16 protein-coding genes are annotated in these 21,185 nt (G+C 71.3%); 7 read left to right on the plus strand and 9 right to left on the minus strand.

Features of this window, described 5'->3' with window-relative positions:
* Positions 1-29: 29 nt before the first annotated feature.
* On the minus strand, positions 30-701 hold the full coding sequence (locus tag ACGFIM_RS18630; RefSeq protein ID WP_393201768.1) for a GNAT family N-acetyltransferase: 672 nt from the start codon (positions 699-701) through the stop codon (positions 30-32).
* A gap of 114 nt (positions 702-815) precedes the next feature.
* Positions 816-2,099, minus strand: coding sequence for a pyridoxal phosphate-dependent aminotransferase (locus ACGFIM_RS18635; protein WP_393201770.1), 1,284 nt, complete (start codon positions 2,097-2,099; stop codon positions 816-818).
* 79 nt (positions 2,100-2,178) lie between these two features.
* On the opposite strand from ACGFIM_RS18635, the gene ACGFIM_RS18640 reads away from it, so the two are divergent.
* The 3 genes from ACGFIM_RS18640 (at position 2,179) to ACGFIM_RS18650 (ending at position 5,212) form a co-directional block, all read left to right on the plus strand.
* Positions 2,179-3,198 (plus strand): LysR family transcriptional regulator, encoded by a 1,020-nt coding sequence (locus tag ACGFIM_RS18640; RefSeq protein WP_393201772.1) that lies wholly within the window; start codon positions 2,179-2,181, stop codon positions 3,196-3,198.
* Between the two features lie 137 nt (positions 3,199-3,335).
* On the plus strand, positions 3,336-4,007 hold the full coding sequence (locus ACGFIM_RS18645) for a ribonuclease HII (RefSeq protein ID WP_393201774.1): 672 nt from the start codon (positions 3,336-3,338) through the stop codon (positions 4,005-4,007).
* A 224-nt stretch (positions 4,008-4,231) separates the two neighbouring features.
* The gene (locus tag ACGFIM_RS18650) at positions 4,232-5,212 is read left to right on the plus strand and encodes an LLM class flavin-dependent oxidoreductase (RefSeq protein ID WP_393201776.1); all 981 of its coding nucleotides are present in this window, start codon (positions 4,232-4,234) and stop codon (positions 5,210-5,212) included.
* Between the two features lie 200 nt (positions 5,213-5,412).
* Here the strand turns inward: ACGFIM_RS18650 and ACGFIM_RS18655 are convergent, their stop codons facing one another.
* The 3 genes from ACGFIM_RS18655 to ACGFIM_RS18665 form a co-directional block, all read right to left on the minus strand.
* On the minus strand, positions 5,413-5,799 hold the full coding sequence (locus ACGFIM_RS18655; protein ID WP_393201778.1) for an SCO5389 family protein: 387 nt from the start codon (positions 5,797-5,799) through the stop codon (positions 5,413-5,415).
* Positions 5,800-5,877: 78 nt separating this feature from the next.
* A complete protein-coding gene (locus ACGFIM_RS18660) occupies positions 5,878-6,816 on the minus strand; it encodes an ATP-binding protein (protein ID WP_393201780.1) in 939 nt (312 codons plus the stop codon).
* Between the two features lie 367 nt (positions 6,817-7,183).
* On the minus strand, positions 7,184-8,509 hold the full coding sequence (locus ACGFIM_RS18665) for an LCP family protein (protein ID WP_393201782.1): 1,326 nt from the start codon (positions 8,507-8,509) through the stop codon (positions 7,184-7,186).
* Positions 8,510-8,687: 178 nt separating this feature from the next.
* Between ACGFIM_RS18665 and ACGFIM_RS18670 the strand changes: the two genes are divergently transcribed.
* The 3 genes from ACGFIM_RS18670 (at position 8,688) to ACGFIM_RS18680 (ending at position 11,655) form a co-directional block, all read left to right on the plus strand.
* On the plus strand, positions 8,688-9,419 hold the full coding sequence (locus tag ACGFIM_RS18670; protein ID WP_393201784.1) for a class I SAM-dependent methyltransferase: 732 nt from the start codon (positions 8,688-8,690) through the stop codon (positions 9,417-9,419).
* A gap of 32 nt (positions 9,420-9,451) precedes the next feature.
* The gene (locus tag ACGFIM_RS18675) at positions 9,452-10,894 is read left to right on the plus strand and encodes an MFS transporter (protein ID WP_393201786.1); all 1,443 of its coding nucleotides are present in this window, start codon (positions 9,452-9,454) and stop codon (positions 10,892-10,894) included.
* A 245-nt stretch (positions 10,895-11,139) separates the two neighbouring features.
* Positions 11,140-11,655, plus strand: coding sequence for a flavoprotein (locus tag ACGFIM_RS18680; RefSeq protein WP_393201788.1), 516 nt, complete (start codon positions 11,140-11,142; stop codon positions 11,653-11,655).
* 42 nt (positions 11,656-11,697) lie between these two features.
* Here the strand turns inward: ACGFIM_RS18680 and ACGFIM_RS18685 are convergent, their stop codons facing one another.
* Positions 11,698-12,567 (minus strand): LysR family transcriptional regulator, encoded by an 870-nt coding sequence (locus ACGFIM_RS18685; RefSeq protein ID WP_393201790.1) that lies wholly within the window; start codon positions 12,565-12,567, stop codon positions 11,698-11,700.
* A gap of 71 nt (positions 12,568-12,638) precedes the next feature.
* Here ACGFIM_RS18685 and dapA point away from each other — a divergent pair, with 71 nt between their 5' ends.
* The gene (gene dapA, locus ACGFIM_RS18690) at positions 12,639-13,505 is read left to right on the plus strand and encodes a 4-hydroxy-tetrahydrodipicolinate synthase (RefSeq protein WP_393201792.1); all 867 of its coding nucleotides are present in this window, start codon (positions 12,639-12,641) and stop codon (positions 13,503-13,505) included.
* Positions 13,506-13,630: 125 nt separating this feature from the next.
* On the opposite strand, the gene ACGFIM_RS18695 is transcribed toward dapA, so the two are convergent.
* The 3 genes from ACGFIM_RS18695 to ACGFIM_RS18705 are packed head-to-tail and all read right to left on the minus strand — an operon-like array spanning position 13,631 to position 21,110.
* On the minus strand, positions 13,631-18,445 hold the full coding sequence (locus ACGFIM_RS18695; RefSeq protein ID WP_393201794.1) for a DNA repair ATPase: 4,815 nt from the start codon (positions 18,443-18,445) through the stop codon (positions 13,631-13,633).
* A complete protein-coding gene (locus ACGFIM_RS18700; protein ID WP_393201796.1) occupies positions 18,442-20,559 on the minus strand; it encodes an SPFH domain-containing protein in 2,118 nt (705 codons plus the stop codon). The genes ACGFIM_RS18695 and ACGFIM_RS18700 overlap by 4 nt, the downstream gene beginning before the upstream one ends.
* Positions 20,559-21,110 (minus strand): hypothetical protein, encoded by a 552-nt coding sequence (locus tag ACGFIM_RS18705; protein WP_393201798.1) that lies wholly within the window; start codon positions 21,108-21,110, stop codon positions 20,559-20,561. The genes ACGFIM_RS18700 and ACGFIM_RS18705 overlap by 1 nt, the downstream gene beginning before the upstream one ends.
* Between the last annotated feature and the right edge of the window lie 75 nt (positions 21,111-21,185).

The following is a 21,185-nucleotide window of genomic DNA, read 5'->3' on the forward strand; positions in this document are numbered from 1 at the left end:
TTCCGGGCGGGGCCATGGGTGGACGGTTGTCAGGCTGCCTCGACCAGACCGAGCCTCGTGCGCAGCCGGTCGCGAACGGCCGGCCATTCAGAGTTCAGGATCGAGTAGAAGGCGGTATCTCGGACCGTATTGTCGGCGCCTCGGCTGTCCGCTCGCCGCACCCCGTCGAAGTGTGCGCCGAGTGCCTCGATGGCGGCCCGGGATCTGGTGTTGCGTACGTCGGCCTTCAGCGTGATGCGGTGGACGTTCCATTCGTCGAAGGCGTGCGAGAGCAGCAGGTATTTGCTCTCCCGGTTGACCCCGGTGCCCTGGGCGCTCGCGCCCAGCCAGGTGTAACCGATGTCCGCCACGGACGGGATGTCGCCCACCGCACCTCGCGTACCCGGTGGCCAGGGCATGGGACCCTGCCAGTACTCCAGGTGCATGAGACGGGTGGCACCGACCACGCGGTCGGTGTTGAGCCACCGGATGGCGAAGGGCAAAGAGCGGCCCTCCGCCTGCTCAGCCATGGCGGCCTCCACGTAGGAGACCACCTCGTCCCTGCCGTTGGGGACGCGAGTGAAGGCGTAAGTGGAACGGTCTTCACTCGCCGCGGCGACCAGGTCATCGACCGCCGCGAGGCTGAGAGGTTCCAGGCGCACGAAGCGCCCGGACAGGGTGACAAGAGCGGGCATGAGCACATGATGGAGGCTGGTGGGCACCCCTGTGACCAGGCTGCGCGCAGGAACTTTCCGCCGCTGTGACGGCCATGGTGTTTCCGCAGGTCAAAGGCCCCTTTTGGGGGAGGGTCAACCCGCTCTTGGGGAAAGATTCGCCTAACCGTGACAGGGGGCGGTGACGAGCGCCGGATGCGGCCGGCTCACCGCGCCGTGACGGACCAGGGCCAGCTCTTTCAGACCCGTCGACAGGAAGTCGAGATTGTCGGCGATCCACGGCAGCCCGAGCGGGTCCGGGCTGTTCAGCGCGGCCTCGCGCTGCTCGGCGGTGTCGCCGTAGAGCAGGCTCACCGCGACGCGCACACGGGCGGCCGAGGGGTCGTCGCCGAAGGCGTGGCCGGGCAGCACGCCGATGCCGTGGTTCTCCAACAGGATCTTGGTGATCTCGGCGGAGCCGCCGAGCCTGAGGTGGCCGAGGTCGGGATAGAGGTAGAAGCCGCCCTGCGGGACGGGCGCGACGGCGCCGATCTCCGCGAAGCGCTCGTGCACCGCCCTGGCCAGCGCGCCGTGCAGGCGGCGGCTGCGCTCGATGCGGTCGGTCAGCTCGGGCGGGTCGCTGAAGGCGTACGTGGCGGCCTCCTGGACGGGCGCCGCGGGGGCGGACCAGATCTCGCTGGCCACCGCGAGCAGGTTCCTGCGCAGGGTGCCGTTCTCCGGCAGCCGGGCCACGCCGATGCGCCAGCCGCCCAGCGCCAGGCTCTTGCTGAGACCGGTCGTGATGATCGTGCGCTCGGGCGCCAGCTCGGCCGGGGAGGTGTACGTCAGGCCGGGCTCGTGCACGAGGTCGCGGTAGATCTCGTCGGAGATGATCGTCAGGTCGAGCTCGCGGGCGACCTGGGCCAGGCGGGCCACCGTCTCGGGAGTGGCCAGCCGGCCCGTCGGGTTGTCGGGCAGCGTCACCAGCACCGAGCTGACGGTCCTGCCGCGCGACCTGGCGCTGCGCACCTCGGCCGCCACCACGTCGGGATCGGGCACACCGCCCTCTCCTGGTGGTGCGGGCACCAGGATGGGGCGCGATCCCACCAGGTCGGCCTGCGCGGCGTAGCTGACCCAGCTGGGCACGGGCAGAACGATGTCACCGCCGATCGCCAGCAGCAGGCCGTACAGCAGCGACTTGCTGCCCGGTCCGCAGACGACCTGGTCGGAGTCGGTGGTCAGCCCCCGTCGTGTCCAGTAGCCCGCCGCCGCGGCCCGCAGCTCGGACGCCCCCGCGACCGGCCCGTAGCCGTTGCGTTCTGATGCGGCGGCCAGCTTGTCGCGCAGCGCCGGGTGGACGGGCAGACCGGCCTCACCGAAGGCCAGGTGCAGCACTCGTTCCCCGGCGCGCCGTCTTCGTTCGATGTCCTCGTTGGCCGCCAGAGTGGCGGACAGGGTCACGGTCATGTTTGTCACGTTCCCAGGGTGATTGGATGAAGGCATCAGCACAAGCGAGGCTTTTCGTGGGTAGGCATAAGGAAGTCTGATGCTCGAATTGAGGCGTTTGGTACTGATCTGCGAGTTCGCGCGGAAGGGCAGTATCGCCGCGGCGGCGGAGTCGCTCGGGTACAGTCCTTCGGCCGTCTCCCAGCAACTGGCCGCGCTCGAACGCGAGACCGGCACCGCGCTCATCGACAGGACCGCGCGCAGCGCCGAGCTGACCGACGCAGGACGCCGGCTCGTCATGCACGCCGAGCGCATCCTGTCGATGGTCGAGGAGGCCGAGTCCGACCTGTCCGCCCACGCCGGCAAGCCCGCCGGGCGGGTCGTCGTCACCGCCTTCCCCACCGCCGCCGTGGCCTTCGCGCCCGCACTCGCCCGCTCCTTGCGCCGCCACACCGAGCTGACGCTGCGGCTCGGCCAGAGCAGGTCGGGACGAGGCCTGCGCGAGGTGCAGTCGGGCGAGGTCGACATCGCGCTCGTGGACGACTGGTACGGCCGCGTCCGCGACAGCGACAGCCTGCGGGTCTTCCCCCTCCTGCACGACCCGCTCGTGCTCGTCGTGCCGCGCAAGCACCGCCTGGCCGACCCTGAGGTGCCCGTGGACCTGCGCGAGCTGCGCGACGAGCCGTGGATGGCCACGCCGGACGGCGAACCGTCACGACTGGCCGTCGACCGGCTGCTCGTCGACGTGGGCGGCACCAGGCCGAGCCCGTGGGAGTTCGAAGGACTCGGGACCATCCTGTCGCTCGTCGCCAAAGGCATCGGCATCGCCGCCGTGCCCGCGCTCGCGCTCGCCGCCGGGGTGCGGGGGCTGGCCGTGCGGCAGTTCCCCGGCAACCCGGTGGGGCGCGACGTGCACGCCGTCGCCCGCGGCTCCAGCGTGCACCGGCCGTCGGTGTCGGTGACGCTGCGGGCCATCCACGTGGCCGCCCGCCTCATCGCCGCCGACCTCGAACCGGTCAGCCTGGCCGAACGCTCCCGCACCGACCAGCCGGCCCTCGACGGGTTCGACATCCGCGTCGGCTCGGCCAAGCACGCCGCCGGACGGCAGTTCAGCGAGTGACGCTCGACCGGCCGGGCTCCGGCCGTCGGGCCGCATCGGCCGGGCGGCGTCGCCCCGCTCGCGTCCGGCCTGGCGTTCGGCCTGCCCTGGGCTGGTCGGGCTGTCGTGGGCGCGCGATCGCGGTAACGTCTGCGGCCATGGCGCCTACGTACGAGATCGAGCGACTCCTGCTCTCCCAGCCAAGCACGCGCACGGTCGCGGGCGTCGACGAGGTGGGCCGCGGCGCCTGGGCCGGTCCCGTCCTGGTCTGCGCGGTCGTCACCGACCTGTCAGAGCCGCCCGCCGGGCTCACGGACTCCAAGCAGATCTCCGAGGCCAAGCGCGGGCCGCTCGCCGCCGAGCTGGCCGAATGGGCCGCCGGCGTCGGCTACGGCGAGGCCGGCCACCGCGAGATCGACACGCTCGGCATGACCGAGGCGCTGCGCCGGGCCGCCCGCAGGGCGCTCGAAGCCCTGCCGGTGCGCCCCGACGCGGTGATCCTCGACGGCAAGCACGACTACATCGGAGCACCGTGGCCGGTGCGCCTCGAGGTCAAGGGGGACGCGGCCAGCATCTCGGTCGCCGCCGCCTCCGTCCTCGCCAAGGTGCGCCGCGACGCCTACATGGCCTCGCTCGGCTGCGACGAGTACGGCTTCGCGGAGAACGCGGGCTACCCCTCGCCCGCGCATCAGGAGGCGCTGGCACGGCTGGGGCCCACCCAGCACCACCGGCTCTCCTGGTCATACCTTGACGAGCTGCCCCAATGGCGGCATCTGAAGCATCACCGCGACCCCCTCGTCGGAGAAGGCCAGGTCAGCCTCTTCGGCTGAGCGGCCCACCCACCGGGCCTACCGCCGAGCGCCCGCCCGGGCGCGGGCCGCACGTTCGCGAGGGAAGGGCGCCGGCCCCGCGCCGTGCGCGGGGGCGGCTTCGGCGGTGCGGGGAGATGGGTGCCGGGTGTGCCCCGGGCGCGTGCACGCGTTGCTGCGCGGGTGTGGGTGAGGTCCGCATGTCGCGGGGTGTGCGCGGCCTGGCATCGGTCATCATTCCGAGCATGCGGATCGGGATCTTTGTCGTCGCGGGGCTGTTTCCCGGGCGGGAGGCCGGGCGGGTGCTGGCCGACGCCGTCGAGTGGATCGTCGCGGCGGAGGAGGCGGGGTTCGACGACGCGTGGATCGCCGAGCACCACTTCATGCCGTACGGCGTGTGCCCGTCGCCCACCACGCTGGCCGCCGTCGCGGCGGGACGTACCAGCCGGATCGGGCTGGGCACGGCCGTGAGCGTGCTGTCCACGCAGCACCCCGTCGCGCTCGCGGAGCAGGCGGCGATGCTGCACCACCTGTCGGGCGGGCGGTTCACGCTCGGCGTCGGCAGGGGCGGGCCGTGGGTGGACCTCGAAGTGTTCGGCACCGGGCTCGAACGCTTCGAGCGGGGCTTCGGAGAATCGCTCGACCTGCTGCTCGCGGCCCTGTCGGACGGGCGGGTCTCAGCGGACGGCGAGTTCTTCCGCTTCCGCGAGGTGACGATGGTGCCGCAGGCGCGGATGCGGCCGGTCGTCGCCTGCACCTCCGAGCCGACCGTGCGCCTCGCGGCGGAGCGCGGGCTGCCCATGCTGCTCGGGCTGCACATCGGGGACGACGAGAAGGCCGCCATGGTCGAGCGCTACCGGGCTTTCGGCGGGCCGCCGGTCGAGCACGTGGCGGCGGGGGTGGCGTACGTGGCCGACTCGACGATCGGGGCGGCGCACGAGCTCCAGCGTACGATGCCCGCCTGGCTCGGGCCCGGCCTCGCCGGATACCGGCCGGTGGACGACCGGCCGCGGCCGCACCGCGACGTGGACGACTACGTCGAACTGCTCACGAAGATCCACCCGATCGGGTCGCCCAAGCACTGCGCCGACACCCTGCGGCGGACCTCGGAACGCACCGGCATCGAGCACTTCGTGCTGCTGGTGGAAGGGCTCGGCGAGCACGAGCGGACGCTGGAGAACATCAGCCGCTTCGGCACCGAGGTCCTGCCGCTCCTCCGCGACTGAGCGCGGGTGCGGCTGCGCGGCCCGCTCCGTCGCTTTGCGTGCCTCGCTCTCGCTCCACTTCCCCGGTCGGCGCGGCCCGCTCCGGTGGTGCGTAGGGCTCCGGCGCTGCGCGGCGGCGCCGTTTGCGAGTGTCCTGGTGTGGCGTGGTGGAGTCGCCGGCCGGCGAGCCGGGGGGGGGGAGCCGGCTCGCCGGAGGAAGCTCAGCAGTCGACGAGCTCCGGTTTCTGGTTGAGGATCTGCGCGCGCGGGGTGACGAAGTCGGCCAGCGCCTTCGTGGCCGTCGGGTCGAAGACGGCGACCCGGTGGCAGTTCTGGAAGGCCAGGCGCACGCCGTAGTGGCGCTCGAGCGCGCCGCGCATCGCGTCGCTCGCCATGCAGCGCAGGAGCTGGCCGCGTGCCTCTTCCGACGGCGGCGGCACCTGGTTGTCCGCGAACTCGGCCCCGCTCTGCTCACGCTGCTTGACCAGGTCGCTGATCAGCGACCACGCGTACGGAAGCGAGTCGCGGACGCAGGCGAGGAACGCCTCGTCGTCCACCTCACCGGCCTTGGCCTGGTCGAGCAGATCGTTCGGAACGGTCAGCGACATGCTGTCTCCTCTCGGAAGGGATCACATCGGACGTTAGATCGCTGGAGCGGGCATGCTCCAGAGCCTTGACCGGCACAGTCATGTGGTCGTGGGGCCGTAGACGAAGTCGGGGTCGATCTGCTCGGCCAGGTCGTGACCGGTGCGGGCGTTGCCCCACGCCTCGGCGTTGCGCAGGTGGAACTCGATGGTCTGGCGGCCGAACTTCGCCCAGTCTTTCTGCTGCTCATCGAGGGTCTTGCGGAGCAGCGCGAGCGCGTCGGCGTTGGCCGGCTCGAGGTCGTCGAGGGTGAAGTGGCGGCCCTGCTCCAGGGCGCGGACGGCAGCGGAGTGCTCCATCCAGGTAAGGAGATCGTCACCCACGTGTTCGCGCAGGAACTCGACGTCGGACTCGTTGTGCACCTTGTTGCCGACCACGGCCAGGGGGACGTCGAACTGGGAGGCGTGGTCGCGGTACTGGCGGTAGACGCTGACGCCCTGCCGGGTCGGCTCGGCCACCAGGAACGTCAGGTCGAAGCGGGTGAACAGGCCAGAGGCGAAGGAGTCGGCGCCCGCCGTCATGTCGACGACGACGTACTCGCCGGGGCCGTCGATCAGGTGGTTGAGCAGCAGCTCGACGGCGCCGACCTTGGAGTGGTAGCAGGCCACGCCCAGGTCGTCCTCGCTGAACGGGCCGGTGGCGAGCAGGCGCACGCCGTCGGGGGTGGTCAGGCCGTAGGGGTCGGTGAGCAGGTCTTCGACGTTGAGCAGGGTGGAGCCGCGGCCCGGAGGGGTGGTCTTGACCATGGCGTCGGCGGACGGGATGCGGGGGTTGGTGCCGCGCAGGCGGTCTTTGATCTCGGTGAGGTGGGCGCCCAGCGGCTCGGGCTGGCGCTCCAGGCCGAGCACCAGGGCGAGGTGCTGGTTGATGTCGGCGTCCATGGCGACCACCGGGGCGCCCTGACCTGCCACGTGCCTGGCGAACAGGGCAGAGATCGTCGTCTTGCCGCTGCCGCCCTTTCCGACGAACGCCACTCTCACGGGATGCTCCAAGAATGATGATGAAAACCGTTTCCAATCGCGGTGGTCATCATCATGCCACAGTGCGTGCAGGTTGACAGCGCCTTTCCGCCTGTACGGGGCGAGGTGGCGGGCGCGCGGCGACCATCTGTGCCGGTACGCGGCTTATCGGCGGGCGAGGCGTGCGGGCCGCCCATCCGCCGCGCGGTGACCTTGGCCGGTGGGCCCCGGCTGATGGCGGTCGCGGGGCCCGAGAGGCGCGGGGTGGGCGGCGGGCTCCCGCAGGGTGCCTCACCGTGTCCGGCGGCGTTCACCCGTGCCCTCGCGGCGTTCGCCGTGCCTGGCGGTGCTCACGGCGTCCGGCGGTGCGCTGGTGGGTGGGGGAGGGCTACTGGCAGGCGGTGTCCAGGGTGAGGGGGGTGTCCTGGGCGGGGGTCGCCGTCGGGGCGTGGGCGGAGGCGGTCCTGGTGGAGGCGGGTGGGTCGAGGGCTTCCTTGACCTTGCGGCGGATGAGGTACCAGTCCGGGTACGCGGTGTTGATCAGCGGCGGCACGAAGCTCAGGCTGCGGATCTTGGCGTTCTTGACCTTGCCGGCCAGGTCGATGACGGCGGGCAGCAGGTCCTGGGGCAGGTCGGTGGAGATGGCGCGCTTGGTGGCGGCGGCGAGGCGTTCGAAGCTGTTGAGCACGGTCACCGGGTCGGCCTGCTTGGCGACGGCGTTGAGCAGGCACTTCTGGCGTCCCATGCGGACGTAGTCGTCGCTGTCGGTGCGCGAGCGGCCGAACCAGAGCGCCTCCTGGCCGGAGAGCTTGCGGGTGCCGGCGGGCAGCAGGCCCTCGCGGTACTTGCCGTACACGATGGGGGTCTTGATCGTGACCTCCACACCGCCCATGGCGTCGATGATCTCGGCGAAGCCCTTCATGTCCACCATGGCGTAGTAGCTCACCGGGATGCCGAGGATGTCGCTGATGGTGGCCTTCAAAAGGGTGGATCCGCGCTTGCCCGCCGCCACGCCGGGCACCATCTCGGGGTGATCCTCGGCGTACTGGTAGATCTCGTTGAGCAGCCCCGGCGTGTCGGGGCCGCTGCCGGTGAAGCCGTACGGGAAGAGGTCCCTGGCCGGGCCGGCGGGCAGCGGTACCCGCTGCAGGTTGCGCGGCAGGCCGAACAGCACGGTGGCGCCGGTCTCCACGTCCACGCTGGCCACGGTGATGCTGTCGGTGCGCACCCCCGGACGCCCCGGCGCGGCGTCACCGCCGAGCAGCAGGAAGTTGACCCGCTCCGCGCCGTTCCACGGGTCCTGGGCGAGCACGGGCGCGCCGGTGCTGCTGGGCGTGAACAGCGTGTTGACGACGTCGCGCGACAGGTAGGCGAGGCGGGTGGCGTACACGGTGGGGGCGAGGATGAGCGCGCAGAGCGCGACCGTCAGCGTGGTGCTGAGGAAGCGGCCGACGGTGTCGGAGCGCTCGGGCCGGACGAGCAGCCACGACCAGACGATCACGCCGGTCCACACCAGGGCGATCGCCACGAGTCCTGCGGTGAGCCAGGACAGCCAGTAGGGCTGCACGGCCAGCGAGAGCAGGTTCGTGCTGAACGCGGTGAACACGGTCAGCACGCCGGCCAGCATCAGCACGTACGCGGCCATCAGCGCCAGCCCTGTTCTGCGGCGCTCGACGGCGAGGTGGGCGACTCCCCACAGCAGGGTCGAGGCCACGGTGAGCGCGAGGCTCGTGCCGAGTCCAAAGCGTCGATTTGCTCCCGTCATGCCTGGTCAAACCCCCATAGACGGCCCATCCAAGCAACGGTAGTAATGCTCCCCTCCGGGCCCTCGACGCGAAAGGGAAGAGTTGCTTCAAATACCAGTCAAGCGAAACTTGAGATATAACGTGAGTGTGCGCAAGCGACACGGTCGTTACGGTTTCGACGCGCCCTGGCCGCTGGTGGGCCTCTTCCTCGGCGCGACCCTGCTGCTGGCCCTCGCGGCCATCTCCTTCGTCCTCGACGTCACCGCCGCGGGCGTCGCCTTCACCTTCGGCGGCCTCTACACGCTGGCCAGCGCGCTCAGCTACCTCTACACGACACGGCGCGGCAAGTTCGCGGTCTGGGACGAGGAACTGCGGCGGCTGCGCGGCGACGAACGCGTGCTCGACCTCGGCTGCGGCCGGGGCGCGGTGCTGATGGCGGCCGCCGGGCGGCTGACCGACGGCGGCCGGGCGACCGGCGTGGACCTGTGGCGTACGAAGGACCAGACGGGCAACACCGAGGCCGCGGCCAGGGCCAACGCCGAGGCGGAAGGCGTCGCCGACCGGGTGGACCTGGTCACCGGCGACCTGCGCGACCTGCCCTTCCGCGACGACGGCTTCGACGTCGTGCTCTCCGGCCTGGCCCTGCACAACATCCCGTCGGCCGAGGGTCGCGCGCAGGCCGTGCGCGAGGCGTACCGGGTGCTGCGGCCCGGCGGGCTCATGCTGCTCGCCGACTTCCAGCACACCCCCGACTACGAGCAGACGCTGCGCGATCTCGGCGTGATCGACGTGCGGCGGCGCGACGCCGGATGGCGCTACTGGTACGGCGGCCCCTGGTTCGCCACCACGATCGTCGAGGCCAGGAAGCCGACCGGATAGAAATTCCGCTCACCGGGTAGCGACGTGACCTTATGAGCGATGTTGAAACCGGCACCATCACCACGAAGGTGCCCGGCCGGCTTGACCGGCTGCCGTGGTCCCGCTGGCACTGGATGATCGTCATCGGCCTCGGCACCGTGTGGATCCTGGACGGGCTCGAGGTCACGATCGTCGGTAACCTCTCGGCGCAGCTGGCCAAGCCAGGCAGCGGCCTCGACATCACGCAGGCGCAGGTGGCGGGCACGGCGGCCGCGCTCTACGTCGCGGGCGCGTGCTCGGGAGCGTTGTTCTTCGGCTGGCTGACCGACAGGTTCGGCCGCAAGAAGCTGTTCATCATCACGCTGGTCGTCTACCTGGTGGCGACACTGCTGACCGCGTTCTCGTTCAGCGCGTGGTGGTTCTTCCTGTTCCGGTTCATCACGGGTTTCGGCATCGGCGGCGAGTACGCGGCCATCAACTCCGCCATCGACGAGCTGATCCCGAGCCGGCACCGAGGCCGCATCGACATCGTCATCAACGGCAGCTACTGGCTCGGCGCGGCGGGCGGCGCCTTGCTGACCGTGCCGCTGCTCAACGACCTGCCGGTCTACATCGGGTGGCGCATCGCGTTCGGTCTGGGCGTGGTGCTGGGCCTTGCCATCCTCTTCGTACGCCGCAACGTGCCGGAGAGCCCGCGCTGGCTGTTCATCCACGGCCGGGCACGCGAGGCCGAGCAGCTCGTGGACGACGTCGAGCGCCAGATCGGCGCCGACGACCTGCCGGAGCCCGACAAGGCGATCACCATCCACCAGCGCAAGTCGATCGGGTTCGTCAGGATCGCGCACACCATGGTCGCGCTCTACCCCAAGCGCACGGTGCTGGGACTGTCGCTCTTCATCGGGCAGGCGTTCCTCTACAACGCCATCACCTTCGGGTACGCGCAGATCCTGTCCACGTTCTTCAAGATCGACACCTACACGGGCTACTACTTCGCGGTCATCGCGCTCGGCAACTTCTTCGGCCCGCTGCTGCTCGGCCACCTCTTCGACACGATCGGCCGGATCCCGATGATCTCGGCCACGTACATCGGGTCGGGCGTGCTGCTGCTGGGCACGGCGTGGCTGTTCAACGAGGGCGCGCTCACGGCGGTGACGCTGACCGCGTGCTGGTCGCTGGTGCTGTTCGTGGCCTCGGCGGGGGCGAGCTCGGCGTACCTGACGGTCAGCGAGATCTTCCCCATGGAGACCAGGGCGATGGCCATCGCGTTCTTCTTCGCCATCGGTACGGCGGCGGGCGGCATCGCCGGTCCGCTGGTGTTCTCCTCGCTGGTGGAGAGCGGGGTGCCGGGGGACACGGCGCTGGCGTTCGCGATCGGCGCGATCGTGATGATCGCGGGCGGGCTCGTGGAGCTGTTCCTCGGCGTGAAGGCGGAACGCAAGGGGCTGGAGGACATCGCCGCGCCGCTCTCGGCCGCGGAGAGCACGAAGACCGCCTGACGGCGGGGGCACTCGTGTGACGGCGGGCCCGGGGGGCGGGGCGGCGCGTCCGGCGGCGCGTCCGGCGGCGAGGGCGGCGCGTCCGGGGCGGGCCGGTGCGCCGGCGGCGGGTTCGGCGGCCGGCGCGGTGGTGCGGGCGGCGCGGTGGTGCGGGCGGCGTTAGAGGCGGCGCCGTCGCGCGTCGTGTTCTCCGGCGAAATGGGGGATGCTGGACAGCGGTTTCGCCAGGTGTGGGAGGGCAGCGCGTGAAGGGGGAGCTCTACCTCGTCGTCTGCGCCGCGGGCGCGGCCTGCGAGGTCGGCAGGTTCGTCGGCATGGCGCAGGACGACGGCTGGCAGGTGCAGGTCGTGGCCACGCCGTCGGCGCTCGACTTCATCGACGTCCCGGCCCTGGAACGCCAGACCGGCCGCCCCGTGCGCAGCCGCTACCGCAAGCCGCACGAGCCCAAGCCGCCCAGGGCCGACGCCTTCGTGGTGGCGCCCGCCACGTACAACACGATCAACAAGTTCGCGCAGGGCATCGCGGACACGTACGCGCTCGGCGTGCTCGCCGAGGCGCCGGGGCTGGGCCGTCCTGTGGTGGTGCTGCCGTTCGTCAACGAGGCGCTGTCGTCGCGCACCGCGTACCGGCGCAGCGTCCGCGACCTGGAGGCGGACGGTGTGCGCTTCGTCCACGGCCACGACGGCGACCCGTGGGAGCGGGCGCTGGCCGAGCTGCGCGCGGCCACGTCCGGCCCGCGAAGGGGTGACGCGAAGGGATGACCATGGGCATGGCCGGGCGCTCCCGGTCTTCCGTGCAGCCGGTCAGAGCGGCAGGTGGGCGGTGGCGGTGCGGAAGGCGGTGACGGCGGCCCTGATGGCCGGGTGCTCGCCGTTCCCGCGCCTGAAGGCGGCGAGGGTGCGGCGGCTGAGCGGCAGGCGGGTGAGCCGGACGCCCGCGGGCGGTGCGGTGGCCGCGAGGTGCGGCACGAGCGCGACCCCCTGACCGGCGGCGGCGAAGGCGAGCACGGTGTCGAAGTCGTCGATGTGGTGCCGGACGAGCGGGTCGAACCCGGCCGCCTGGCAGGCCCTGATCGCCATCAGGTGGCAGAGCGTGCCGGGCTTGCCGGTGATCCAGGCGTCGTCGCGGGCGGCGGCGATCGAGGGCCGGTCGGTGAGGTACATCGGCTCGCTGAACAGCGGCTCCGTCTCGATGGACGCGTCGGTGACGGGCGGGACGAAGTCGTACTCGTGCACGAGCGCGACGTCCAGCTCGCCGGCCCGCAGCGCGGCCGAGACGTCGGCGGGGTCGATCTCCGACACCATCGGTTCAAGGCCCGGGTGCGAGCCGGTCAGGTCGGCGAGCGCGGGCGGCAGCAGCACGCGGGCCGCCGTGGGGAACGCGCCGATGCGCAGCGGACCGAGCGGCCCGCCGCGGGCCGCGGCGAGCGCGGCGGAGGCGCGTTCGAGCTGCTCCAGGACGGCCTGCGCATGCTCGACCAGCAGGTGGCCTGCGGGCGTCAGCGCCACCGTGCGCCCGGTGCGCTCCAGCAGCGGCACCCCCGCCTCCCGTTCGAGCGCGCTGAGCTGCTGGGAGACCGCGGACGGCGTGAACGTGACGGCCTCGGCGACGGCGGCGATCGTGCCGCGCCTGGCCAGCTCGCGGAGAAGGTGCAGCTTGCGAGGATCGAGCATAAGCTCAGCTTAAGCTCGAACGAAGAAATCCGTGCTGGACCTAACGTATGCCGGGGCGGCACGCTCGAAGCATGCTGACAGGAATCCACGTACCGCTGATCACTCCCTTCGACGCCGCCGGCGCGGTGGCCGTGGACGCCGTCGAGAAGCTCGGCCGCCAGGTGCTCGACGAGGGCGCGTCCGGGCTGGTCGCGCTCGGCACCACCGGGGAGGTCGCGGCGCTCGGCCAGGACGAGCGGGCGCGGGTGATCGAGGCGTGCGCGCGGGTCTGCGCCGAGCGGCAGGTCCCGCTCACGGTGGGCGTCACCGGCAACGACACCCGCTCGACGGCGGCCGCCCTGCGCGCGCTGCCCTCCGGGGTGAGCGCGGCGCTGGTGACCGTGCCGTACTTCCTGCGGCCCGGCGAACGCGGCGTCATCGCGCACTTCGAGGCACTGGCCGAGGAGTCGCCGGTGCCGCTGGTGATCTACCACATCCCGTACCGGACCGGGCAGGCCGTGAGCGCGGCCACGCTGCGGCACCTCGCCGGGCACCCGAACATCGCCGGCGTGAAGTACGCGGCGGGCGGCATCGATCAGGAGGCGGTCGCGCTGCTCGCCGACGTGCCCGAGGGCTTCGCCGTGCTGGGCGGCGACGACGCGGTCATCTCGCCGCTGCTCGCGCTCGGCGCGGCGGGCGGCATCCTGGCCTCCGCGCACCTGGAGACCAGGAGCTTCGCCGACCTGGTGACCGCCTGGCACTCCGGGGACGTCGCGCGGGCCAGGGAGCTGGGCGGGCGGCTCGCCCGGCTGTCGGCGGCGCTGTTCGCCGAACCGAACCCGACCGTCATCAAGGGCGTGCTGCACGCCCGCGGGCTCATCCCGACCCCGGACGTCCGCCTCCCGCTCGTGCCCGCGAGCCAGGAGGCGGTCACCCGCGCCGCCGCCATCCGCCTCTGACCGGCCGGGCCAAGGGGGGGCACAGGCTTTCCCTCCGGTTCCGGCCGCTTCCCGCCGAGGGGATGCCCCGCGGCGCCTCCCCTGGTTCGGGGGCGGCGGTCCTGCCACGCCGCCCCCGAACGCTCTCAGCGGTGCGAGCGCTCGATGGCCGAGCCGACCTCGCCCACCCGGTCGGCGAGCAGGCCGAGCGCGCCCACCGCGCGCACCATCGGGTCGTCCTCGGCCCCGCCCAGCGCCTTGTCCCGCAGGTACGCGGCCTTGACCGCCGCCCACCGCTCCGCCTGCTCGGGGGTGAGCCGGCCGCGCAGCTCGGCCAGCTTGAGCAGGTTCGCCTCGGCGTCGGCGGTCAGCGTCTGCGCCTCGCCCAGGTAGTGATCGTCGATCAGCGCCTCCAGCTCGGCGTCGTTCATCGCGGGCACGATGCGCTCGGCCATCTTGTTCATGTTCCGGTACGAGCCCTGCAGCCGGTACGGCGGCTCCGTACGCGCCGAGTCCGCCTGGCCCGCCGAGGCGATGTAGGCCCGGTTGTTGGCCAGCACCACCTCCTGGACCCTGATCAGCTTGCCCAGCACGTCGAGGATCCGCTCCAGCTCGGGCTTGGTGTACGGGTGCTTGAGCTGGTCGGGCTGGACGGTCGTGTCGCCCTTGGCCAGGCGTACCAGCAGCTCGACGTCGGAGCGGTCACGGCCGGAGAGCGGCGCGAGCACCGGGTTGGAGGTCAGCGCGTTGTCGATGTAGCTGAGCGCGAACAGCTCCTCCCGCCCGGCCAGCACGTCGCCCAGGTTCCACACGTCGGCCCGGTTGGCGAGCATGTCGGGGATCTGGAAGCGCTTGCCCGACTCGGTGTACGGGTTGCCGGCCATGACCACCGCGAACCGCTTGCCGCGCAGGTCGTAGGTCTTCGTGCGCCCGTTCCAGACGCCCTCGATGCGGCGCTGGGCGTCGCACAGCGAGATGAACTTCTGTAGCAGCTCGGGCGAGGTGTGCTGGATGTCGTCCAGGTAGAGCAGGGTGTTGTTGCCCGTTTCCAGCGCGAACGAGATCTTCTCGACCTCCTGCCTGGCGGTGGCGTCCGGCGCCTCGGCCGGGTCGAGCGAGGTCACCGCGTGGCCCAGGGCGGGCCCGTTGACCTTGACGAAGACCAGGCCGAGGCGGCTTGCCACGTACTCCATCAGCGTGGTCTTGCCGTAGCCCGGCGGCGAGATGAGCAGCAGCAGGCCGTTCTGGTCCGTGCGCTTGCCGGAACCGGCGGCCCCGAGCTGCTTGGCGAGATTGTCGCCGATGAGCGGCAGGTAGACCTCGTCCAGCAGCCGGTTGCGGACGAACGAGCTCATCACCTTCGGCTTGTACTCGTCGAGGCGCAGCCGGCGGCGCTCGGCCTCGACCAGCTCGCTCCTGCGCCGCTGGTAGGCGCGGAAGGCCGGCACCCGCTCGGCGGCGAAGCGCCGCACGCGCGGCAGGATCTCGTCCAGCCGCAGGTCGAGCGAGCGGTCCTTGATGCGCGGGTGGGTGCCGAGCAGGCCGTGCACGGTCTCGGCCGTGTGGGCGCTGGAGTCGTGGCGGGGCAGGTCGCACAGCAGCACGGCGACCGCCTCGGGCAGCTCAGGGCCTTGGCGGTAGGAGGCGAGCCAGGCCTCGGCGAGCTGGAGGCGTTCGGGCAGCGGGAGCGCCTTGAGGTCGTCGTCGAACTCGCGGCTTTTGGCCGGGCCGAGCGCGTCGCGGAAACCGGCGAGCAGGTCGCGCGCCGCCTTCCCGGTGACGAAGCCCGCCGGCGTGCCGCCCAGCTCCTCCACCAGGTACTCGCCCGCGAGCGGCGCGAGCCCGGCCGGCCAGGAGGGTGCGGTCTGCTCGATGAAGCGGGCGATCGCCGCCCCGAGCTCCTCGGCCAGCTCGGCGACCGCCTGCGAGGGACCGAACAGCTCCCTGGCGCGCACCAGCGACGCCGCCCGCGTGGCGAATGTTTTACGTGAAACCTCGTCGGTGCCGAAGGCCCAGAAGAGCTGCGCCGCCGCCCGTACGTCCGCCGGATAGCGCAGCAGCCCCGCGCCCTCGCGGAGCCGGACCAGCGTGTCGAGGATGAGCGTGGCGTCGTGGTCGTGGACGCCGCGCTCGTACCCCTCGTCGTAGCGGGACTCGGCGGCGCGCCTGACGACGTCGGCGAGCGGCGCGCCCGGCGCGACCTCGTCGAGCAGGGACACCGCGAGGTATTCGGCCCGGTACACCTCCGGCGTCTCCGACACCAGCGTCTGCTCCCAGAACGGCCGGGTGTCGGCGAACGAGTCCGGCACCGGCGCCCGGTAGTCGGTGCCGGTGATCGCGAAGTGCATCGTGCCGTCGTGCGGCACCAGCGTCAGGTCGATCGGCTGGGTGTTGACCGCGAAGCGGTGGTGGCCGAGCCGCAGCGTCTCGCCGCCGTCGTCGTACAGGTCGAGCCGGTCGCGCAGGGCCCGGCCCGCCTCCTGCTGCGCGGCCTTGACCCGGCCCTCCAGCTCCTCGGCCCGTACGGCGTCGCCCAGCTCGCGCAGCTCGGCGGCGGCCGAGCGGACCTTGGCCACCATCGGGTCGGTGGCGAAGTACGTGTTGACCTCGTCCAGCGACCCGAGCGTGCCGACCCGCCTGCTGACGCCCGACAGCACCCGCTCGGCGGAGGCGAAGACCCGGTCGGCGCGCCTGGCCAGCTCGTCGAGCTGGGTCTGCTTGCGCGCGGAGAACGCCTCGTAGACGTCCTCGCGCTTGGCGGCGAGCTGCGCGGCGAAGTCGTCGAACTCGCCGAAGCGCGTCTCCAGGTTCTCGATCTGCAGCAGCAGCCGGCCGAGCTGCTCGTCGCACTTGGCGGGCGTGTCGGCCATCGCGAGCGCGCCGGTGACGGCCTGCCCGAGCAGCGCGAACTCGGCGGCGAACGCGGCCCTGCCCTCCGCGCCCAGCAGCTCGCGGCGGCGGCCGTCGAGCACGGCCCGCGCCCGGTTCACGCCGCCGAGCACCTCGGCGATGCGGCTCAGAATCGAGGTGCGCACGGTCGCGTCGGCGATGTCCAGCGACCCGACGACCTCGGTGACGACCTCGAGCCCCTCGGCCTGCTCGGTGAGCCGGTCGGCGACGGGCGCGGCATCGGCGGCGGTCTCGATGGCGGCGGCCTCGGCGGCCAGGCGCTCCACGGCGGCGTGGTACTCGGTGAAGGCGTCCTCGCCCGACAGGAACGCGACGGCCCGCCGCCCGGTGTCGTCCACCGCCTCGGAGACGGCCTCCGACAGCCGGTCGAGCGCGGCCAGATCGATGTAGCGGGTCTCGCGCAGCGTCACCAGGTGGCCCTGGGCGCGGCGCAGCGTGGCCAGCAGCGTCACCCAGGCGTCGGCGGTGGCCGGGTCGTCGGCCTGCGCGCGGCGGACGAGCCGGCCGGTCTCCTCCTCGGCCTCCGCCAGCGTGCGCGCGGCCTCACGGGTGAGCTGCTCGACGTTCTCGTACTCGTCGAGCACCTGCTCGGCGGTGGCGCGGACGTCGGTGAGCGGCCCGAGCAAGCCGTGCTCGCCCAGCCAGTGGTAGGAGTCGAACGCCCGCGTGCAGGCCGCGATCAGCCCCTCGAACGTGCCGGCCGACGGCGCCATCTCCTCGACCATCCGCGCGATGGACAGGCAGTCGGAGATGCCGCGCACCAGCTCGGCGTTGCCGATGCGCTCCAGCGGGCCGGTGCCGACGGGCTGGGCGGCGGCGTACGTGTCGGACACGTACGGCGTCTGCCACACCTGCATCGGGTGCACCCGCGTCGGCTCGTCGGAGGTGGCGCGGAAGACCACCATCGTGCCGTCGTCGAACAGCGAGTACCCGTGGCAGACGATGGGGGTGGCCACCTCCTTCCTGATCACGTTGTACGGCAGCAGCAGCGAGCGCCCGTCGCCCCTGGCGTGGAAGACGTACAGGACGTCCTCGCCGTTGGGCGAGCGGACCACGCGCTCGAACTCCAGGTCCGTGACGTCGGTGTCGAACGTCTTGCTGACCCCGGTGGCCAGGTAGTAGCCCCCGGGGAAGATCAGCCCCTGGTCCTCGGGCAGCCGCTGGCACGCCTGCCCGATGCCGTCGAGCCGCTCGACCGTCTTGGTGCGGGTGTTGAAGACCAGGTAGCGCCAGTCGGGCTCCTTGTACGGCCGGATCCGCAGGAGGATGAGCGGCCCGACGCGGGCGTACTCGACGTCGGCGTCACCGAGGCTCTGCAGCGGCTCGGCCACGGGCTCGGCGTAGATGCCCGCCCCGGTCTCCGTGTTGTTCTCGATCTTGATGGTGAGGTCGCCGCCGACGGTCTCGACGAACACCTCGCCCTCGATCGAGATGTGCGGGTGGCGGCCGAGCACGTGGTCGTCTCGGGTGGTCGCGGTCCACTCGAAGTCGTGGGACGGCGGGAACACGTGGTCCCGCTCGCCCCGGTTGTCGAGATATCTCGGGACGCCGTGCTCGTCGACAGCCCAGCGCAGCACCCGCGTGTCGCCCGGCCCGGTCGTGAACACCGCGAGCAGCTTGCCCTCGACCCGCCTGAGCTGCTGCAGCCGGGTCTCCTTGTAGTACCGGTACAGCTCGGCGAAATCCCTCGTGAACGCCGGGTCCTCCAGCGCCGCAAGCCGGTCGGCGTCGAAGCGGAAGGCGTCGCCGTCCCTGGAGAAGCGGTGCACGGCGAACACGTCGGACACCGTCGTCTCCGGCTTCAACCCGATGAAGACGTTGTAGCCGAAGAGCATCACGTCGCCCAGGGAGACGATGTCCCTGGGGACGCAGTTGTGCTCCGTGCGGATGCGCTCGGTGCCGAGCAGGCGCAGCTCGGCGCCGCCGAACACCTTCAGCCGCTCGTCGTTGAGCCTGGCCGCCGCCTCCGCGAGGGTTTTGGCCTGAGCCTGGAGGCGGTTCCGCAGCACCTCGTAGGTGCCCGCCTCCAAGCTCGTTTCGACGGTGCTCACTTGGCGCCGGCCGGCACGGACACCGGCTCGGCGGCCGCCTCCGAGACCGGCGCGTCCGCCACGCCCAGCCTGCGTGCGGTCTCCAGCAGCTCATTGAGGGCCGACGACTGCGGGCCGCCGTTTCGGATGAGCCGCATGAGCAGGGCCGAGACGGTGACGTTCTTGAGGTCTTCCGTGCGCACGCCGCCGATCACGTTCGCCAGGTCCTGCGCGAAGCTCGCCTCGCCGTTGACGTACGGCGCGGTGATGGCGTCGGCCAGCTTGGAGTGGTTCACGAACCCGTCCACGGCCTTGCCCGCGGTGATCGAGCCGACCACCTTGTCGAAGAACATCGTGTCGCCGCCGACGATGTCGATGTTCGCCTTGGACAGCCCGGCCGCGAGCACGCTCGCCTGCGACTCGGCGACCTGCCGGGTGACGTCGATGTGCTTGAGCCGGATCTCCTTGTCGGCCTCCAGCCGCAGGCGGTACTCCTCGTGGGCGCGGCTCGCCTCGTCCAGCGCGGCCATCGCGGCGGCCTTCTCGGTCAGGCCCTCGGCCTCGGCCTTCAGCTTCTCGCCCACGGCGGCGGCGGTGGCCTGCGCCATCGCCTGCTCGCCCTCGGCCTGGGCCTTGAGCCGCTCGCCCTCGACCAGCGCCATCGCCTTGGCGCCCTCGGCCTCGGCGGCCAGCCGCTCCTTCAGCGCCAGCGCCTCGGCGCGGCCCACCTTCTCGATGGCCTCGGCCTCGCGCTCCTTGACCTGTACCTCCGCCAGGCCCGCCGCGGCGGCCTCGGCCTGCAGGCCCTCGGCCAGCCGGATCTTGGCGCGGGCGTCGAGGTCGGCGGCCTGCTGCCGGGCCTCGGCGAGCACCAGCTCCTCGCGGGCCTTGAACTTGGACGCGGCCTCGGCGGCCTCGGCGGCCTTGATGTCCTTGACCAGGTTCTCCTGGGCCTCGGCCTCGGCGGCGATGATGATCTGCTGGCGGTTGCGCTCGGCCTCCTCGACCGCGCGCAGCCGCTTGATGGCCTCTTCCTGCTCGGCCACGGTCTTGTCCACCGCGATGCGCTCGCGGATGACCTCGGCGATCGAGCGCTTCTCGGTCTCAATCTCCTTGTCCTTGGCGATGCGCGACAGCTCGGTCTCTCGCTCGCGCGCGATGACCTCCAGCAAGCGGTCCTTCTCGATGCGCTCGGCCTCGATGGCGATGACCCGCTCGCGGTTCTTCTCGGCGACGGCGATCTCGCGGGCGCGGTTCTCGTTCGCGACGCCGAGCTGCTCGTCGGTCTTCAGGTGCGCGGTCTGGGCGCGCAGCCGCTCCTCGGCCTGGACGCGGGCGATCTCCGCCTCCTCGCGGGCCTTGACGGTCTCGATCTCCCTGCGCTGCTTCATCTCGGCGTCGGCCTGGCGGCGCTCCAGCTCGAGGATCGCCTCGCGGGCGTCCACGTTCTGGCGGGTGATCTCCTTCTCCTCGTTGCGCTGGTACTCGTTGGTCCGCACGTGCTCGATCGCCGTCAGCTCGGTGATCTTGCGGATGCCCTGCGCGTCGAGGATGTTGTTCTTGTCGAGCTGGTGCAGCGCGGTCTGCTCCAGGTAGTCGATGGCGGCGTCCTCGAGGCTGTAGCCGTTGAGGTCGGTGCCGATCAGCCGGACGATCTCGTCGCGGAACTCGTCGCGCTTGGTGTAGAGGTCGACGAAGTCGAGCTGCTTGCCGGCGGTCTTCAGCGCCTCGGAGAACTTCGCGTTGAACAGCTCCTGCAGCGTGGCCTCGTCGCTGGCGCGGGCGGTGCCGATGGCCTGCGCCACCTTGATCACGTCTTCTGCGGTCTTGTTCACGCGTACGAAGAAAGTGATCTTGATATCGGCTCTGATGTTGTCGCGGCAGATCAGGCCCTCGCGGCCGGTGCGTTCGATCTCGATGGTCTTCACCGAGATGTCCATGACTTCGGCTTTATGGATGACCGGAAGCACCACCGCGCCGGTGAACGTCACATCGACCTTGTTGATCTTCGACACGATGAGCGCCTTGCCCTGCTCCACCTTGCGGAAAAGGCGGCCGATCACGAACAGCAGGCCGATCGCGATGACGAGGATGACGGCGAGGAAAACGCCGAAACCGGTGGAGATGACGTCCATCAATGCTCACTTTCGTACGGCATGACCAAGAAGAATTCGCCGTCTTTGTCGTAGTCGAAGATCAGTGCGTGCTCGCCGCGGGACAGGCGGTCGGCGCCGGTCGTGCGCACCTGCACGACCGCGGATGAGCCGTCGGCGGCGGTGACCTCGGCCTGGCCGAAGTCCGGAGTGGCGGTGCCGGTGCGGATCACGCACATCTGGCCCACGAACTCGCTGCGTGAGCGGGTCTCCCCTTGCGGGAAGAGCGCTCGCAAGGGTTTCAGCAGCGTACGGACCGCGAGCCAGGCCACGACCAAAGCGGCGAAGGGAACGGTCACGAGCAGGCCGCCGCTCGTCACCGTGGCGCCGATCAAGCACAGCAGCCAGGCGAGCGCGACGAAGATCGACAGCGCCACGCCGGCGGGAACGCCCCCGAATCCCAGCCATGCGGCGTCGTCTTCAAGCTCGAAGAGACCGGTGATGACGGCCAGCCAATAGGCGATGACCACCACGAGAAGGAACGTGAAAATGACGGTCGGAAAGGACAGTGAGATGTGGATGAAGTCGGTCATGCAGCCTCGTGTGTCGCCCCGTCCCCCGTGTGTCCAGTCGGACTATATCTGGATAAAGTACGAGTAAAGCGAAAA

This window comes from Nonomuraea sp. NPDC049309, from assembly GCF_043196965.1.
In the GTDB taxonomy this organism is placed as follows: Bacteria; Actinomycetota; Actinomycetes; order Streptosporangiales; family Streptosporangiaceae; genus Nonomuraea; species Nonomuraea fastidiosa.

Excerpts from the sequence above, each read along its gene's own strand:
- ACGFIM_RS18635 (WP_393201770.1), bottom strand. The coding sequence starts at position 2,099 with ATGACCGTGACCCTGTCCGCCACTCTGGCGGCCAACGAGGACATCGAA.
- dapA (WP_393201792.1), top strand. The coding sequence starts at position 12,639 with ATGCTGACAGGAATCCACGTACCGCTGATCACTCCCTTCGACGCCGCC.
- ACGFIM_RS18705 (WP_393201798.1), bottom strand. The coding sequence starts at position 21,110 with ATGACCGACTTCATCCACATCTCACTGTCCTTTCCGACCGTCATTTTC.
- ACGFIM_RS18655 (WP_393201778.1), bottom strand. The coding sequence starts at position 5,799 with ATGTCGCTGACCGTTCCGAACGATCTGCTCGACCAGGCCAAGGCCGGT.
- ACGFIM_RS18685 (WP_393201790.1), bottom strand. The coding sequence starts at position 12,567 with ATGCTCGATCCTCGCAAGCTGCACCTTCTCCGCGAGCTGGCCAGGCGC.
- ACGFIM_RS18700 (WP_393201796.1), bottom strand. The coding sequence starts at position 20,559 with ATGGACGTCATCTCCACCGGTTTCGGCGTTTTCCTCGCCGTCATCCTC.
- ACGFIM_RS18675 (WP_393201786.1), top strand. The coding sequence starts at position 9,452 with ATGAGCGATGTTGAAACCGGCACCATCACCACGAAGGTGCCCGGCCGG.
- ACGFIM_RS18650 (WP_393201776.1), top strand. The coding sequence starts at position 4,232 with ATGCGGATCGGGATCTTTGTCGTCGCGGGGCTGTTTCCCGGGCGGGAG.
- ACGFIM_RS18645 (WP_393201774.1), top strand. The coding sequence starts at position 3,336 with ATGGCGCCTACGTACGAGATCGAGCGACTCCTGCTCTCCCAGCCAAGC.
- ACGFIM_RS18640 (WP_393201772.1), top strand. The coding sequence starts at position 2,179 with ATGCTCGAATTGAGGCGTTTGGTACTGATCTGCGAGTTCGCGCGGAAG.